At 67.1% G+C, this 14,256-nt stretch carries 17 protein-coding genes; 7 read left to right on the forward strand and 10 right to left on the reverse strand.

Going from position 1 to position 14,256, the window contains the following annotated elements; all coding sequences use genetic code 11:
* The first annotated feature begins 14 nt into the window (after positions 1-14).
* Positions 15-338: a DUF732 domain-containing protein gene (locus MKK62_RS24645; protein WP_240263291.1), complete on the forward strand. Its 324-nt coding sequence runs from the start codon at positions 15-17 to the stop codon at positions 336-338.
* A gap of 3 nt (positions 339-341) precedes the next feature.
* On the opposite strand, the gene MKK62_RS24650 is transcribed toward MKK62_RS24645, so the two are convergent.
* Positions 342-854, reverse strand: coding sequence for a DUF3145 domain-containing protein (locus MKK62_RS24650; RefSeq protein WP_240263290.1), 513 nt, complete (start codon positions 852-854; stop codon positions 342-344).
* A gap of 119 nt (positions 855-973) precedes the next feature.
* Positions 974-1,807 (reverse strand): serine hydrolase domain-containing protein, encoded by an 834-nt coding sequence (locus MKK62_RS24655; protein ID WP_240263289.1) that lies wholly within the window; start codon positions 1,805-1,807, stop codon positions 974-976.
* 127 nt (positions 1,808-1,934) lie between these two features.
* Between MKK62_RS24655 and MKK62_RS24660 the strand changes: the two genes are divergently transcribed.
* On the forward strand, positions 1,935-3,020 hold the full coding sequence (locus MKK62_RS24660; protein WP_240263288.1) for an S-(hydroxymethyl)mycothiol dehydrogenase: 1,086 nt from the start codon (positions 1,935-1,937) through the stop codon (positions 3,018-3,020).
* The gene (locus MKK62_RS24665; RefSeq protein ID WP_240263287.1) at positions 3,017-3,643 is read left to right on the forward strand and encodes an MBL fold metallo-hydrolase; all 627 of its coding nucleotides are present in this window, start codon (positions 3,017-3,019) and stop codon (positions 3,641-3,643) included. The genes MKK62_RS24660 and MKK62_RS24665 overlap by 4 nt, the downstream gene beginning before the upstream one ends.
* On the opposite strand, the gene MKK62_RS24670 is transcribed toward MKK62_RS24665, so the two are convergent.
* Positions 3,640-4,368, reverse strand: coding sequence for an SHOCT domain-containing protein (locus tag MKK62_RS24670; protein ID WP_240263286.1), 729 nt, complete (start codon positions 4,366-4,368; stop codon positions 3,640-3,642). The two genes, MKK62_RS24665 and MKK62_RS24670, sit on opposite strands and share 4 nt — an antisense overlap.
* 105 nt (positions 4,369-4,473) lie before the next feature.
* On the opposite strand from MKK62_RS24670, the gene MKK62_RS24675 reads away from it, so the two are divergent.
* Entirely contained in the window at positions 4,474-4,734 is a 261-nt protein-coding gene (locus tag MKK62_RS24675; protein WP_240263285.1) for a hypothetical protein, read from the forward strand.
* Here MKK62_RS24675 and MKK62_RS24680 read toward each other — a convergent pair.
* The 4 genes from MKK62_RS24680 to MKK62_RS24695 form a co-directional block, all read right to left on the reverse strand.
* Positions 4,731-6,470: an Hsp70 family protein gene (locus MKK62_RS24680; RefSeq protein ID WP_240263284.1), complete on the reverse strand. Its 1,740-nt coding sequence runs from the start codon at positions 6,468-6,470 to the stop codon at positions 4,731-4,733. The two genes, MKK62_RS24675 and MKK62_RS24680, sit on opposite strands and share 4 nt — an antisense overlap.
* A 66-nt stretch (positions 6,471-6,536) precedes the next feature.
* Positions 6,537-7,610 carry an NAD(P)H-dependent amine dehydrogenase family protein gene (locus tag MKK62_RS24685; RefSeq protein ID WP_240263283.1) on the reverse strand — a complete coding sequence of 358 codons (1,074 nt, stop codon included), beginning with the start codon at positions 7,608-7,610 and terminating at the stop codon, positions 6,537-6,539.
* A 33-nt stretch (positions 7,611-7,643) separates the two neighbouring features.
* Entirely contained in the window at positions 7,644-8,201 is a 558-nt protein-coding gene (locus MKK62_RS24690; protein WP_240263282.1) for a cytochrome b, read from the reverse strand.
* Complete coding sequence (locus MKK62_RS24695) at positions 8,198-9,235, reverse strand: catalase family peroxidase (protein ID WP_240263281.1); 1,038 nt, start codon at positions 9,233-9,235, stop codon at positions 8,198-8,200. Before MKK62_RS24695 ends, MKK62_RS24690 begins: the two co-directional genes overlap by 4 nt.
* A gap of 131 nt (positions 9,236-9,366) precedes the next feature.
* Between MKK62_RS24695 and MKK62_RS24700 the strand changes: the two genes are divergently transcribed.
* Positions 9,367-9,750, forward strand: coding sequence for an MmpS family transport accessory protein (locus MKK62_RS24700; protein ID WP_240263280.1), 384 nt, complete (start codon positions 9,367-9,369; stop codon positions 9,748-9,750).
* Between the two features lie 4 nt (positions 9,751-9,754).
* Here MKK62_RS24700 and MKK62_RS24705 read toward each other — a convergent pair whose 3' ends face one another.
* Both MKK62_RS24705 and MKK62_RS24710 read right to left on the reverse strand, forming a co-directional pair.
* Positions 9,755-10,129, reverse strand: a complete 375-nt coding sequence (locus tag MKK62_RS24705; RefSeq protein ID WP_240263279.1) for a hypothetical protein — start codon at positions 10,127-10,129, stop codon at positions 9,755-9,757.
* The gene (locus MKK62_RS24710; protein ID WP_240263278.1) at positions 10,126-10,482 is read right to left on the reverse strand and encodes a PadR family transcriptional regulator; all 357 of its coding nucleotides are present in this window, start codon (positions 10,480-10,482) and stop codon (positions 10,126-10,128) included. The genes MKK62_RS24705 and MKK62_RS24710 overlap by 4 nt, the downstream gene beginning before the upstream one ends.
* Before the next feature lie 108 nt (positions 10,483-10,590).
* On the opposite strand from MKK62_RS24710, the gene MKK62_RS24715 reads away from it, so the two are divergent.
* On the forward strand, positions 10,591-12,183 hold the full coding sequence (locus tag MKK62_RS24715) for a Na+/H+ antiporter (protein WP_240263277.1): 1,593 nt from the start codon (positions 10,591-10,593) through the stop codon (positions 12,181-12,183).
* Positions 12,184-12,192: 9 nt separating this feature from the next.
* Here the strand turns inward: MKK62_RS24715 and MKK62_RS24720 are convergent, their stop codons facing one another.
* Entirely contained in the window at positions 12,193-12,879 is a 687-nt protein-coding gene (locus MKK62_RS24720) for a sensor domain-containing protein (protein ID WP_240263945.1), read from the reverse strand.
* Positions 12,880-13,107: 228 nt separating this feature from the next.
* Here MKK62_RS24720 and MKK62_RS24725 point away from each other — a divergent pair, with 228 nt between their 5' ends.
* Positions 13,108-14,253 (forward strand): glycosyltransferase, encoded by a 1,146-nt coding sequence (locus MKK62_RS24725; protein WP_240263276.1) that lies wholly within the window; start codon positions 13,108-13,110, stop codon positions 14,251-14,253.
* The last annotated feature ends 3 nt before the right edge of the window (positions 14,254-14,256 follow it).

Below are 14,256 nucleotides of genomic sequence, written 5' to 3' on the forward strand. Positions count from 1 at the left end.
CAGTCTGCGCGGTCATGCTGTGTACTGCGGCGTTGTTGTCCGCGGGAACGGCCACCGCCGACCCGAATGACGATGCGTTCATCTCCGCGCTGACCAAGAATGGGATCCCCATTGCTGATCGCGACTCCGCGACGGCGATCGGACAGTCCGTGTGCGACGGCTTCGACCAACGTCAGAAATCCAGCTACGTGGCGATGCGGGTGATGAAGCAAAGCGGGTTGTCGCTGAAACAATCCAGCTACGTTGTCGGCGTCGCCATTTCGGCCTACTGCCCGGAATACGTCGGACGCACCGACCCTTCGGCGCGCTGGATGATTCCGCTGCCGCCGCTGATGTGACTTCTAGCCGACACCGCGGTTGAGCCAGGAGATCTCGGCGCCGTCACCGCCGTCGCGGTACGGTTCGAGCGCGTCGTCCCACGCGGTGCCCAGCGCCGAGTCCAACTCAGCGGCCAGCGCGTCGGCGCCGGCGGCCATCATCGAGCGCAACCGCATCTCGCCGATCATCACGTCGCCGTTTGCGCTCATCGCCCCGTTCCACAAGCCGAGCTGGGGGGTGTGGCAGAACCGGTGCCCGTCGACGCCGGCGCTCGGATCCTCGGTGACCTCGAAACGCAACACCGTCCAGGAGCGCAGCGCGTCAGCCAGCCGCGCGCCGGTGCCGACCGGCCCTACCCAGTTGGTGACCGCACGGAGCTGTCCCGGCATCGCCGGTTGCGGGGTCCATTTGAGATTGGCTTTGGACGACAGCGTCGACGAGAGCGCCCACTCGACATGCGGACATACCGCGGCGGGCGAGGCATGGATATAGACCACACCGGTCGTCACGTCCGCGAACTGGTTCGACGCGCGCATCTGTTGCTCCTTCGGATCCACGAGGGACGTCTTCCCCAACGACCTGGTGTTTCCGACGAGCGGTTATAACGATTTGTGTGCCGTGCGTGTCTATTGTGCCTCGTGAGGCCTGTGTTGCGCTAGTCCGACTCGTATTCCCTCAGCACTCTGTCAGAAAGCGCCGGCCACAGCGGCCGCGCCCAGTCGCCGAAATCGCGGTCGGTGAGCACCACCAATGCCAGCTTCGCCGCGGGATCTGCCCAGATCAGCGTGCCTGACTGGCCGAAATGACCGAAGGTGCCCGGCGAGTTGCCCGCCCCGGTCCAATGGGGCGTTTTGGCGTCCCGGATTTCGAAGCCCAGCCCCCAATCGTTGGGCCGCTGCACCCCGTAGCCAGGGAGAACGCCGTCAAGACCCGGAAACTGGACGCTGATCGCCCCGGCGTGCATCTCGGGCGACACGATGGCGGGCGATAGCAAGTCCCTCGCGAACGCCGCCAGATCCTCGATCGTGGATACCGCCCCGTAGCCCGCTGCCGGCGCGCCACCGTCGAGGCGGGTCGCGGTCATGCCCAAAGGCTCCAGCACCGCCTCAACGAGGTAACGACTGAACTCGATGCCGGACGCCTCTTGCACGGCGCCAGCCAGCACCGCGAAGCCGTAGTTCGAATACACCCGACGGGTGCCGGGTCGGGCCAGCGTCTTGTTGTCGAGCATCGCCAGGCCCGAGGTGTGCGACAGCAGGTGCCGCACCGTCGAACCCGGCGGTCCGGCAGCGGTGTCGAGGTCGACCGCGCCTTCCTCGATCGCCACCTGCGCCGCCCGCGCCACCAACGGCTTGGTCACCGATGCGAGGACGAACTGCCGCGCGGTGTCGCCGTGGGTGGCCAGCACACCGTGCCGCCCGACGACGGCGGCGGCCGCGTTGGTCACCGGCCAGTCGTCGAGCGCGTGAAGTGCGGAGAGTCCGGGCATCGCGCCGAGCCTAATGCGGGCCCATCTGCCCGGCTGGCCGGGCACTGGCCGGGGAACGCCCGTCTGGCCGGGCGTTCGTCGGGATCTGTTGCATGGGCGCCACCGGCGAAGCATTAGGTTGAACGACATGAGTCAGACAGTGCGTGGGGTGATCTCGCGGGCGAAGGGCAAGCCGGTCGAGGTGGTCGACATCGTGGTTCCGGATCCCGGTCCGGGTGAGGTCGTGGTCGATGTGATCGCGTGCGGGGTGTGCCATACCGATCTGACCTATCGCGAGGGCGGCATCAACGACGAGTTCCCGTTCCTGCTCGGCCACGAGGCGGCGGGCACCGTGGAAGCCGTCGGGGAAGGCGTCACCAACGTCGAGCCCGGCGATTTCGTGATCCTGAACTGGCGCGCGGTGTGCGGCCAGTGCCGGGCCTGCAAGCGTGGTCGCCCGCAGTTGTGCTTCGACACCTTCAACGCCACCCAAAAGATGACGTTGACCGACGGCACCGAGCTGACCCCGGCGCTGGGTATCGGCGCCTTTGCCGACAAGACCCTGGTCCATCAAGGCCAATGCACGAAAGTCAACCCCGATGCCGATCCCGCAGTGGCCGGGCTGCTGGGCTGCGGAGTGATGGCCGGCCTCGGCGCGGCGATCAACACCGGCGCGGTCACCCGCGACGACACGGTCGCAGTGATCGGCTGCGGCGGTGTCGGTGACGCCGCGATCGCCGGCGCCGCCCTGGTCGGGGCGCGACGGATCATCGCGATCGACACCGACAACACCAAACTGCAGTGGGCCCGCGGCTTCGGGGCGACCCACACCATCAACGCCAAAGAATTCGACGTCGTGGCGACCGTCCAAGACCTCACCGAGGGCTTCGGCGCCGACGTCGTCATCGACGCCGTCGGCCGCCCGGAAACCTGGAAGCAGGCGTTCTACGCCCGCGATCTGGCCGGAACCGTGGTACTGGTCGGCGTTCCCACACCCGACATGCGCCTGGAGATGCCGCTGATCGACTTCTTCTCCCACGGCGGATCCCTGAAATCCTCCTGGTACGGCGACTGCCTGCCCGAACGCGACTTCCCCACCCTGATCGACCTCTACCTGCAAGGCCGCCTGCCACTGGAGAAGTTCGTGACCGAACGCATCGCCCTCGACGACGTCGAAAAAGCCTTCCACAACATGCACGACGGCACCGTGCTGCGCTCGGTGGTGATCCTGTGACCGCCAGCATCGAACGGATCGTCACCAGTGGGACGTTCGAGCTCGACGGCGGCAGCTGGGACGTCGACAACAACATCTGGCTGGTCGGGGATGACTCCGAGGTGGTGGTGTTCGACGCCGCGCATACCGCCGCGCCCATCGTCGACGCCGTGCGCGGGCGCCACGTGGTCGCGGTCATCTGCACCCACGGCCACAACGACCACGTCACCGTCGCACCCGAACTCGGCGACACCCTCGATGCCCCGGTGCTGCTGCACCCCGCCGACGACGTGCTGTGGCGAATGACCCACCCCGACAGACACTTTCGCTCAGTCACCGATGACGAGAAGATCAGCGTCGCCGGACTGGAACTGCACGCCCTGCACACACCGGGCCACTCCGCCGGATCGGTCTGCTGGTACGCCCCCGACCTGGGCGCGGTCTTCAGTGGCGACACCCTGTTCAACGGCGGACCCGGCGCCACCGGACGCTCGTATTCCGACTTCCCCACCATCCTGGCGTCGATCTCCGGCCGCCTGGGCCCACTGCCCGCCGACACCGTCGTCTACACCGGACACGGCGACACCACCAACATCGGTGACGAAATCGTGCACTACGACGAATGGGTGGCCCGCGGCCACTAGCCGCCGTCGAGCACCTTGCGTTTCTCGGCCTGGAACTCCTTCTCGGTCAGAGCACCTGAATCTCGCAGCGCCGCAAGTGTTTTCAGCTGCTCGATCTTTACTCCCTGGTCAGAGGGAACGACGACCGGCGGCCCGTCGGTGGCGGGGGCGCTGCCCTGCCAGACCCGAGGCTCCGGCGCGGAGCGTTTGAGACGCGACACCCGCACCGAGGACAAAACCGTGCCGAGCAGCCCGACGACAAACAGACCGGCGGAGATTCCCAACCAGGCGCCCTTGGAGTCGCTGTCGTGACCGAACGCCATGCGCGGAGAGATGAATCCGTTGACCTCCCCGCTGGTGGTGATGACGTAGTCGCCGTCGACCGGGATCTGCGCCACCCAGACCCGACGGTGGATGTCACCATTGACCGACGTTGAGCTGCCGACACTTTCGGTGACTTTGGGGTTGGGCACCCCGGGTGGCGGGTCGATGTCCAGCACCAGATGCGGCACGGGCAGTCCGCCTCCATTGACGTCACCGATGACCACCGTGTGGAAGCTGACGGTGACTTGGCCGACGGGCAAATGCACCTTGCCGGTACCCGGGATGGGCACCTCGCCGTAGGCGTCGTAGTTGTCGAGCACGAAGGCGCCCACCACGAGGGTCACGATGAATCCGATAGCCGAGGCCACCATCACCAGCACTGCGGCGGCCCGCGAAATGGTGGCGACCCGTCTGCTGCTCATGCACGCAGTGTTGCAGAGGGCAACCGCGATCGTGCCGTTTGGACCGCTCGGCATCGGGTAGCCCCCGCACAGCGCCAAGACGGTGCGCGGTAAGGACGGAGAGCCATGAGCGACGAGGACAAAGACCAGGAATCCACCCACGACCAGGAGCACACGCCCGGTGCGGACGACCTGAGCGACGAGGGTAGGGAAAAGGTCCAGCAGATGCAGCAGGCCTACGACGACGACCGACCCACGGCCGTTCTTCCCGGCACCGACAACACCATCACCGGCGTCGCCGTCAACGAATGGCTGGATGACGACGGCAACCCGAAGTTCGGGAAAGACGAACAGCAGGACGACAAGCAGCAGCAGGACGCCAGCTAGCGCCCGCCCTGGCCCGGCAGCGGGAAGAACGGACCGCCGGGCTGTCGCGGAAATATCGGGCGCACGGGCCTGCTGATGGTAGTGGTCGGCGGCTGCGAGGTGGTCGTCGTCGTCGGGGCCTGAGTTGTCGTTGTCGTGGTTGTCGTTGGCGCCTCGCTGGTTGTCGAAGCGGGTGTGCTCGTATCGGGTTGTGACGACGACGATGTCGGATTCGAAGACGGCTGTTCGCTTGCGGTGGTCTCGGCCGACGACGTGGGCAGCGACGGCGCGGCAGTCGTGCTGACACTTGGCGCCGAAGTGGCGGGTGCGTCGCCGGAACTGTGTCGCAGCGTGATCATGATTCCGGCTCCGATGGCCAGCACAGCCAGCGCCGTGATGACCGCAACGACTAGAGGCCGGCGATACCAGGGATCTACGGGCGCGCCGACCAGATCTGGTTCGGCTGCGCGTTCCGCCCGCGCCACGGTGCGGCCGGTGGTCCGAGGTGCGTCGTCGTACTCGCCGGCACGGATAGGCATGATGCCGGAATCGTCGTCGGCTTCCGACCAGGCCAGCGCAGGAGCGGCCGCGGGCTCGACCGGCGGCACCGACATGGTTGGCGTGTCGCTCACCGACCCCAAAGCCGTCGGCGCCAGCGCCGTGTCGCTCACCGACCCCAAAGCCGTCGGCGCCAGCGCCGTGTCGCCGACCGCGGGTCCACGCACCGCGCGCAACGCCCCTCCCACGGCGGCGGTCAGCTGGGGCCGCGGCGCGGAGATGACCAGGGCGCCCGACTCCTCCGAGAGCGTCCTGGTGACCAGAGGAATGCTGGCGCCACCGCCCACCGACGCGACTGCCGCGAGATCGCCGGGGCGAATACCGTTCTGCTGCAAGACGTTGTGAAAGAGATCCACGAAGCTGTTCAATGGCTGTCGGATGACTTCGTCAAGCTCGGCTCTGGTCACGCGGATGTCGCCGCGAAACCCGGGGACCTCGGCGGTCACCTCGGTTTCATTCGCCGACGAAAGCCGCTCCTTTGCATAGCGGCACGCGGACCGCAGTTGGCTCAGCGATCCGATCGCCGACGTCCCACCCGTGTCGAAGGATCCCGCGGTCGAAAGGTCACCGACGACATGCGTCAACAACGCCTGGTCGATCCGGTTGCCGGAGAATTCGGTGTGCCGCACGGCTTCGGTGATCGCCTGGTAGCCGTTCGCGGCGTCAACCAGGCTCACCGTCGTGCCGGATCCGCCGAAGTCGCACACCGCGACGATCCCGGTGTTCGGCACGCCGGGGTTGGCGTTCAACGCGAAAAGCGCAGCCGTGGAGTCCGGCAACAGGATCAGCTGCCCGCGCGACCATTCCGACACCCGGCCCAAGGCCAGTCGCACCGAATTCACCGCCGCCGGATCCCAATGCGCGGGATGGGTGACGCCAACCGCGTCGGGCAACGGTCGTCCGTCGGTCGCGGTATAGGCCAGTGCCCGCAGCGCATCGGCGATCAGTGTTTCGCTGCGGTGCGTGGTGTTGTCGGCAGCCGCGATGCCGCCCGAATCACCCACCCGGTCCACGAAATCGCTGATCACCAGCCCCGGCTCGTTGAGCTTCGGGTTTTCTGAGGGCACGCCGACCTCGGGCGGGCGTTGTCGGTACAGCGTCAGCACCGGCTTCCGGGTCACCGCCCGATCGGCGGTGACTGCCGCGAGGTTGGTAGCCCCTATCGAAAGGCCCAGTGCCAGCCGTTCGGCGTCAGCCATGTCGTCTCATCGTGCGCATCGGCACCAATTTATCGGCTGCACCGGTTGTGGCTGGCAGCCACGTCGTCAGCGAATCGTGCCGACGCCGGCAATCAGCGGTAGGTCCAGCGCGGTCACCCAGCCCGGCGGGAGGTCGTTGACGGCCGGAACCGCATTCAGTGCGCGCATTCCGGTGGCCAGGCACCCGGCAGCGGCGGCGTCCCGCCCAGATCCGTCGGTGAACCGGAATGCGGTCTCTTGGGAGATGCTGGGGGTGCCTTCGATATCGACCCGGTAGACGTCGTCCTTGGTGCCGGCCGGCCAGTCCGGCGCGGCGTCGAGCCCGATGCGGTTGACGTGCTCGAGCTGAATCCTGGTTTGCCCCTTGTAAACGCCGTTGATCGTGAAACGGACCGCCGCGACGTGGCCGGCCGCAATGACGCCCTTGGCCGTCTTGCGCTCGTTGGGGGTGATCCACTTGTCCCACGTGGTGGTGATCTCGTCGAGCATGATGCCGGCGGCGTGGGCGATCATCGGGACGGTGCCGCCCCACGCGAAGATCAGCACGTCCCGGTTCTCCAGCATCGGACGGTATTCGGGCTCGCGCCCGATGCCCATCTCGACCTCGTAGTCGCCCTCGTAGTTTGTGTAGTCGAGCAATTCGGAGGCGCGGACCGTGCGCACCTCCGAACACAGCCCCATCAGAGTCATCGGGAAGAGGTCGTTGGCGAAACCGGGATCGATACCGGTGGTGAAGCATGACGACTCGCCCAGCTCGCACGCCTCGGTGATCGGCTGGATCCAGTTAGGCGGGTTCAGGTGCATGGTCGGCCAGACCCATGGCGTCATCGCCGTCGAGCAGACGTCGATGCCGGCTCGCAAAAACCGCGTCATCACGGCGATGTTCGCGTCTGCGTGCGCGGCGGTCGGACCGTAGTGAACCAGCGCGTCGGGCTTGAGTGCGATCAGCGCGTCGACGTCATCGGTGGCGGTGACGCCGATCGGGCCGGCCAGCCCGCAGATCTCGCCGACATCCCGGCCGACTTTCTGAAGGTTGCTGACGCCGACGCCGACGAGCTCGAACTCCGGATGTTTGACGATCTCCGCGATCACCATCTTGCCGACGAACCCGGTACCCCACACCACCACCCGCTTAGCCATGCGTCACCTTTGCTCGAGGAACCCTCGATCACCCTAGGCGTGGCTGCGGTCACCCTTCGTCGGAAACCGGAAAGTCATGCGTTCGATCAGCCGGTCGCGCAGTGTCAGCGTATGCAGCAGCACCGCCGAGACATGCGCGGCGATCACCAGCATCAGCGTATAGGCAATCACCGAATGAGCTTGGCGCAGAACCCAATACAGCTGCGCATCGAACGGCGCGATACGCGGTAGGTAGACGGAGCCGAACACGACGACCGGCCCGCCGGCCGCGGAAAGCATCGCCCAACCCACCAGTGGCTGCACCAACAGCAGTGCATAGAGCAGCTTCTCGGACAGTCCCACGAGTCGGCCTTCCAGCTTCCCGATCGTCGGTGGCCACGCCGGCGGGGGGTGCCTGAGCCGGTTGACGACGCGTACCACCATGACCAGCAGCACGAGCGCACCGAGCGTCTTGTGCACGGTGATCAACCGGGCGTAGGAGCCGACGGAGTTCACCATCACGAATCCGACAAACAGGGCTGTGAAGACCAGCGCGGCGGTCAGCCAGTGCAGCGCCCGACTCGTTCGGGTGAACCGCTTCGGCTCGGTCATAGTGTGTTCTCCCCGGTGCGGCGGCGGTAGGACGCGGCGTAGACGGCTGATCGTGCGCTCAGCAGCGGATCGTCGGACGGCTCGATGCCCGGCGGCAGCACCAGCGGATCGAAATTGATGTCGCGCGCATTGCCGCGTCCGTCGTCCGCGACCGTGTCGAGGGTCAGCACCCCCGCGTCGACGGTGCGGCGATCGGCGGGCCATGGAAGCGTCGCATCGGTGGTGGGGTCGGACGGCTTGCCGACCGTCAGCATCAGCCGCCAACGCAGTGGGCCGGCGCGCAGCTGCTCGACGAGCGGACCGAACAGCGCGTCCGGCCCGGTCGACGGTGGCAGCGCCTGCTGCAACGGCGTCAGCGCCCATCGCACCGGTAAGCGCTGACCCGCCGCGTTGACGAAATAGAAAGCGATCAGTCCGCTGAACGTGCTGTCGGCGAAGCCGGGCGTTGGCTTGAACTGCTTGAGGATCGCCATTGCCCGCGCCGCTGGTGGATGGGCGGCGTAGAACCGCGTCATCGCGGCCGGGTCGGGCTTTCCGGTCTTCGGGTCCGGGACCGTAGCGGCCAGCCGGTCGTACATGCTTTGCGGCGAAGGGTCCGGGAACACAGGCAGATTCAGCATTGCCGTGCGCCACTGGTCGCTGCCTGGGAAGCCGAACGCAAGGCCGAGCCCACGCCCGGTCCCGGACGAGTCGACGGTGTGCGGATTACCACCGGCGGCCGAGAAGCGACCGATCACCGGCGTGCGGCCGGGCGCGAACACCGTCGCGGTCGACAGTTCGGTGCCGTTGCCGTTGCTGTCGAACCAGCCGATGACCGATACGCCTTTGGCGTGGTTGGTGCGGTAACCGTGGTGTCGTCCGAATGCCTTGTTGAACGCGTCGAGGAATGCCTGCGGAGTGATCCGCTTTGGGCCGACCCAGTTGAAGGCCGTCAGGAGCGCCCCCGCGTCGACCGCGAGGAAAGCGCCCACCGCCGCGGCTCCGCGCACCACGTCGCGACGGCTGGGCCGACCGGTCTCGGTCGGTTCGGTCATCGGCGAGCTCCTTCTCCGCGGCGTCCCTGGAGGTAACCACGTCAATTCTTGGGCATCGGTTCGGTGGCGGCATGCCAGAAACGCACGTCGTGGGCAAAAGGCCGCAAAACCAACCCGCGCAACCGGCGCGGATGACACGATCCCGTGTGACCACGACGTCGCGGGAGATGACCATGACCGGCAAGGCGATTCTGATTGCGGCCCTGACTGCATTCGCATCCACGGTGGGTATGGGTGTAACGGCTCAGGCCGACCCGCCCACCAAGGTGACGTATCAATTGAGTGGCAGCGCGCCGATCGCCGACTATGTGTCCTACCAATTGGACGCAAGCCAACGGCAGGAGACGCACGTGACGCTGCCGTGGAAAACCGATTTCACCGTCGTCGGCAACAAGGTCTTTGTGATCAGCGCGCAAAGCCCCGGGTCGATCACGTGCACAATCCTGGTCGACGGCAAGGTCGTCAATCAGGCGACCGCGAACGGGGCGCCGGCCCGCACGGTCTGCTCGAATTGACCGCTCAGGCGCGTCTCCGGGATTTCGGCGGCGGGTAGACCAGACGCCCGATACTCGCCGACAGCCAGCCGATTGCCCAGCCGCCGAAGAACACCAGGAACGTGTGCCGAGTGCCGTCACCGGCGTGCGTCCATACCGCTGTCAGGACGACGGCCCAGAGCACCGCGCAGGCGACGCTGTACCCGACGTAGGTACCAGAGTGCTTGCGCAACAATCGGATTCGTTGCCTGAAGCCGGACCAGGCCAGCGATAGCCGGGCTCGCCGAGGTAGGTCCCCACCGTGGGTGTCGTCGAGCATGGTGATCAGCTCCTCGCCGTAGCGGCGGCGCCAGGCTGCGGGGTACCAGCGCAGTACGCGCTCAGCGTCGCGGGGATTCACTGAGCCCAGCCCGGATTGGGGGCATGCAACGCGATGCCGAGGCGGCGGGCACCTTCGGCGGCGATCGTCCCGAGGCTGCGTACCGCCGCGGTCAATTCCGACTGGCCCGCCGCGGTCAATCGGTAAGGGCGACGGCGTTCTTCATGGCCGGCCGGTTCGATCAGCCCAGCCTCTTCGAGCGCGGTGATCGCGCCGTACAACGTCCCGGGACCCAGTGTCACGCCGGCGAACCGTTCGATGTCGCGAGCCAGCGCATAGCCGTGCTTGGCGCCCGAGGCCAGGCTGGTCATGATCAGCACGCCCGGATCGTTTCGCCGGAACGGTTTGCGTGTCGGGCGGGAAGAGCGCGCCATGGCGGCAGTTTACTACGTTGCACGTAGTACGCCAAGCGTAGTATTCCGATCGGTCCGCCCTGCGTCGTCGAGGTGAAAGTTGCCCGGTCCGTACCGCATGATGTGCTGATGTTCGGGCTCGTCGTCATCGTGGTGCTGATCGCCATCGTCATTGTCGGAACGGTGCTGGGCCGGCGCTACCGGGTGGGTCCACCGGTGTTGCTGATCGGCCTGGGCGCACTGCTCGGCCTGGTCCCGCGATTCGGCCACGTCCGGCTCGACGGCGAGATCGTGCTTCTGCTGTTCCTGCCGGCCATCCTCTACTGGGAGAGCCTGAACACCAGCATCCGTGAAATACGCGCGAACATGCGCGTGATCGTCTTGCTCAGCGTGGGTCTGGTGGTGGCCACCGCGGTCGCGGTGTCGTGGACGGCGCGGGCGTTCGGGATGGAGTCGCATGCCGCCTCGGTGCTCGGCGCCGTCCTCTCCCCGACCGATGCCGCCGCGGTCGCCGGTCTGGCGAAACGGCTGCCGCGCCGCACGCTGACGGTGCTGAAAGGCGAGAGCGTCATCAACGACGGGACCGCGCTGGTGCTGTTCGGGGTGGCGGTGTCAGTCGCCATGGGCGGTGCGCCTGTCGGCCCGATCGACCTGAGCGTCCGGTTCGTCGTGTCCTACGCCGGCGGCATCGCCGCCGGGCTGATCGTGGGCGGTGCCGTGACGTTCATCCGAACCAGGCTCGATGCGCCGCAGGAAGAGGCGGCGCTGAGTCTGCTCACGCCATTCGCCGCGTTCCTGCTCGCCAACTCCGTGGAGTGCAGCGGTGTGGTCGCTGTGTTGGTCAGCGCGCTGGTGCTCGCCTACGCCTCACCGCGGGTGATCCGGGCGCGTTCCCGGCTGGTGTCGTTCGCATTCTGGGACATCGCGACGTTTCTCATCAACGGTTCGCTGTGGGTGTTCGTCGGTGTCCAGCTGCCCAGCGCGGTGCGCGGGGTCTCGCGGGTCGACGGCGGTATCCACCGCGCCGTCGTGATGGCCATCGCCGTCACCGTCGTCGTGGTGGGCACGCGACTGGTGTGGGGTGAAGCCACCACGTGGCTGCTTCGCGCCGTGGATCGCCGCGAAGCACAGCGCGCCCGCCGGATCGACTGGCGTCAACGCATGGTGTCCGGCTGGGCCGGATTCCGCGGGGCGGTGTCGCTCGCCGCGGCGCTCGCGGTGCCGCTGACCACCCACAGCGGCGCCCCCTTCCCCGACCGCAACCTGATCATTTTTGTGGTGTCCTTCGTGATCCTGACGACGGTGCTCATCCAGGGCAGCACCCTGCCCAGCGTCGTGCGGTGGGCCAAGCTTCCCGAAGACGAGGCGCACGCCGACGAGCTGCGGCTGGCACGCTGCGCCGGTGCGCAGGCCGCGCTCGACGCCCTCCCGATGGTCGCCGCCGAACTCGGCGTGCCCGACGCGCTGCAGGATCGTCTGCACGCGGAGTACCAGAAGCACGCGGCACTGGTCAGGGCCAGCGATGACGGGGCGACCCGCGACGACGCCGAGGCGAAGAGCGACCTGATCCGCCAGGTGCGCTTGGGCGTGCTCGAACACAAGCGCCGCGCCATCACCGAACTGCGTGACGAACGCCGGATCGACGACATCGTTCTTCTCGAGCTTCAGGAATCGATGGATCTCGAAGAAGCCCGGCTGCTCGGGCCGTCGGGACCCGACTAGCCGATCGCGTTAACGCGAGCCAATTTTCGCGACGATTTGGCTGGCGATGTCCACCGCGGAGTTACCAGGATTCGGGCTGCACGTGTTGACGTCGACGACGACGTTGTTCTTGGCCGACAGCGCGTGACCGCAGGCCCAGCCGCCGGCCTTGGCTTGTTCCTGCGTCGAAACCGTGCTCACCGTGTCGTTGTCGTAGGAAATCGGCGCGACGTCCCACACCGTCCGCGATTGCGTATGGGTGTATTGATGGCAAGCCGGCCAGCGCAGCGCAGAGGCGACTAGGAAAACGTGCGCCTGCTTGACGGTCGGGAACAACACCACCGCCTGCTCGGCGTAATGGGTGAAGTTGTCGCCGTCGTTCAGCTCCTGATCCCGCATGCCGGTGTAGCCACTGTTGGCGTACACCGGCGCCTGGACCGCACCATCGATGGCCAGGCATTCCGGTGGCTTCATGGCGGAGCTGTCGTCCGACATCTTGTCGTGCCGGCGGACGAGCGCCATGGCGGTGGCGCCCATCAGCGGGTTGATCTGCGCGGGGGTGAGCAGTAACGAGTCGAGTTCGCGTTCGACGACCGGCCTCGGGATCAACGAAGTGATGGTCGTGGTCGACGTCGGGTTGGGCTGGCTGCTTCCGCCGCACCCGGCAACGAGGATCGCTACACCGGCCATACCGAAACCGGCCGCCACCTGACGCATTCTTCGCGTTCCCATCCCCTCGTCGTCCCGACCTGCTTTGCGGTCACACCCATCGGCGTTGCCGGTCAGAACCCGCAGCCGGAATTTTACCCGCGGGCGGCCGGTGCCAGCCCGAGGCGCACGGCGAGGCGCCACGTTCGGACCCCGATCTTCGGTGTTCATGCCGTATTCAGCGAAAAGTCAGTGTTAGATCGTTGACCGCACACGAGCGCCGGTTGTGCTGGGTATATGCGTCTTGTTCAGGTCGCGAACTTCTACGGGCCCCGCTCCGGCGGCCTTCGCACGGCCGTCGACCGGTTGGGTGCGGAGTACTGCGCGGCCGGCCACGAGGTATTCCTGATCGTGCCGGGGCGTCATGCCGAACACGCGCATCTGTCGACCGGAGTCGAGCGAATTACCGTGCCCGCCAAACTGATTCCGTTCACCGGTGGATATCGTGCGGTATTGCCCGGGCCGGTGCGCACATTGCTGACGTCGTTGCGACCGGACACGCTGGAGGTGTCCGACCGGCTCACGCTGCGGTCGCTGGGCCGCTGGGGCCGCGATCACGGCGCGACGACGGTGATGATCTCCCACGAGCGGCTGGATCGCCTTGCCGGGCAGATACTTCCGCGCCACATCGCACGCCGGTTCGCCGACTTCGCCAATCGGCGCACCGCGGCCAACTACGACACGGTGGTCTGCACAACCGGATTCGCGCGTGAGGAATTCGACCGCATCGGCGCGATCAACACCGTGACAATTCCACTCGGCGTCGATCTCGAGACGTTTCACCCGTCGCGGCGTTCCCTGCAGGTGCGCCAGCGTTGGGCCAAACCGGGCCAGATACTGCTGGTGCATTGCGGCCGGCTGTCGGTGGAGAAACGGGCCGATCGCAGCATCGACGCGGTGGCCGCCCTGTGCGACGCCGGCGTCGAGGCCCGGCTGGTCGTGGTGGGCGACGGTCCGCTGCGGGCCAGGCTGCAGCGCCAGGCCGCCCGACTGCCGGTCGACTTCACCGGCTTCATCTCCGACCGGCACCGCGTCGCCGAGCTGCTGGCCTCCGCCGATGTCGCGCTGGCGCCCGGGCCGCACGAGACCTTCGGGCTGGCAGCACTGGAATCGCTGGCCTGTGGCACGCCGGCGGTGGTGTCGCGCACGTCGGCGCTGGGCGAGATCATCACCGCCGACAGCGGCGCGCTGGCCGACAACAACGCCGAGGCCATCGCCGAAGCGGTCGCCGGCGTGGTCAGTCGCCCCGAGGAGCATCGACGCGCCTGCGCCCGGCAACGCGCCGAAATGTTCACCTGGCAGCGGGCCGCGGTCGGGATGCTGCACACCCTCGGAGCCGTCTCGACGGACGACGGTCCAGGCGACAATCAGCACACCGCCTAGCTG

The sequence above is a fragment of the Mycobacterium paraterrae genome (assembly GCF_022430545.2).
Classification (GTDB): domain Bacteria; phylum Actinomycetota; class Actinomycetes; order Mycobacteriales; family Mycobacteriaceae; genus Mycobacterium; species Mycobacterium paraterrae.

Coding starts and splice junctions, on each gene's coding strand:
- MKK62_RS24645 (WP_240263291.1), top strand. CDS start 15: ATGCTGTGTACTGCGGCGTTGTTGTCCGCGGGAACGGCCACCGCCGAC.
- MKK62_RS24650 (WP_240263290.1), bottom strand. CDS start 854: ATGCGCGCGTCGAACCAGTTCGCGGACGTGACGACCGGTGTGGTCTAT.
- MKK62_RS24655 (WP_240263289.1), bottom strand. CDS start 1,807: ATGCCCGGACTCTCCGCACTTCACGCGCTCGACGACTGGCCGGTGACC.
- MKK62_RS24660 (WP_240263288.1), top strand. CDS start 1,935: ATGAGTCAGACAGTGCGTGGGGTGATCTCGCGGGCGAAGGGCAAGCCG.
- MKK62_RS24670 (WP_240263286.1), bottom strand. CDS start 4,368: ATGAGCAGCAGACGGGTCGCCACCATTTCGCGGGCCGCCGCAGTGCTG.
- MKK62_RS24675 (WP_240263285.1), top strand. CDS start 4,474: ATGAGCGACGAGGACAAAGACCAGGAATCCACCCACGACCAGGAGCAC.
- MKK62_RS24680 (WP_240263284.1), bottom strand. CDS start 6,470: ATGGCTGACGCCGAACGGCTGGCACTGGGCCTTTCGATAGGGGCTACC.
- MKK62_RS24685 (WP_240263283.1), bottom strand. CDS start 7,610: ATGGCTAAGCGGGTGGTGGTGTGGGGTACCGGGTTCGTCGGCAAGATG.
- MKK62_RS24690 (WP_240263282.1), bottom strand. CDS start 8,201: ATGACCGAGCCGAAGCGGTTCACCCGAACGAGTCGGGCGCTGCACTGG.
- MKK62_RS24695 (WP_240263281.1), bottom strand. CDS start 9,235: ATGACCGAACCGACCGAGACCGGTCGGCCCAGCCGTCGCGACGTGGTG.
- MKK62_RS24700 (WP_240263280.1), top strand. CDS start 9,367: ATGACACGATCCCGTGTGACCACGACGTCGCGGGAGATGACCATGACC.
- MKK62_RS24710 (WP_240263278.1), bottom strand. CDS start 10,482: ATGGCGCGCTCTTCCCGCCCGACACGCAAACCGTTCCGGCGAAACGAT.
- MKK62_RS24715 (WP_240263277.1), top strand. CDS start 10,591: ATGTTCGGGCTCGTCGTCATCGTGGTGCTGATCGCCATCGTCATTGTC.
- MKK62_RS24720 (WP_240263945.1), bottom strand. CDS start 12,879: ATGCGTCAGGTGGCGGCCGGTTTCGGTATGGCCGGTGTAGCGATCCTC.
- MKK62_RS24725 (WP_240263276.1), top strand. CDS start 13,108: ATGCGTCTTGTTCAGGTCGCGAACTTCTACGGGCCCCGCTCCGGCGGC.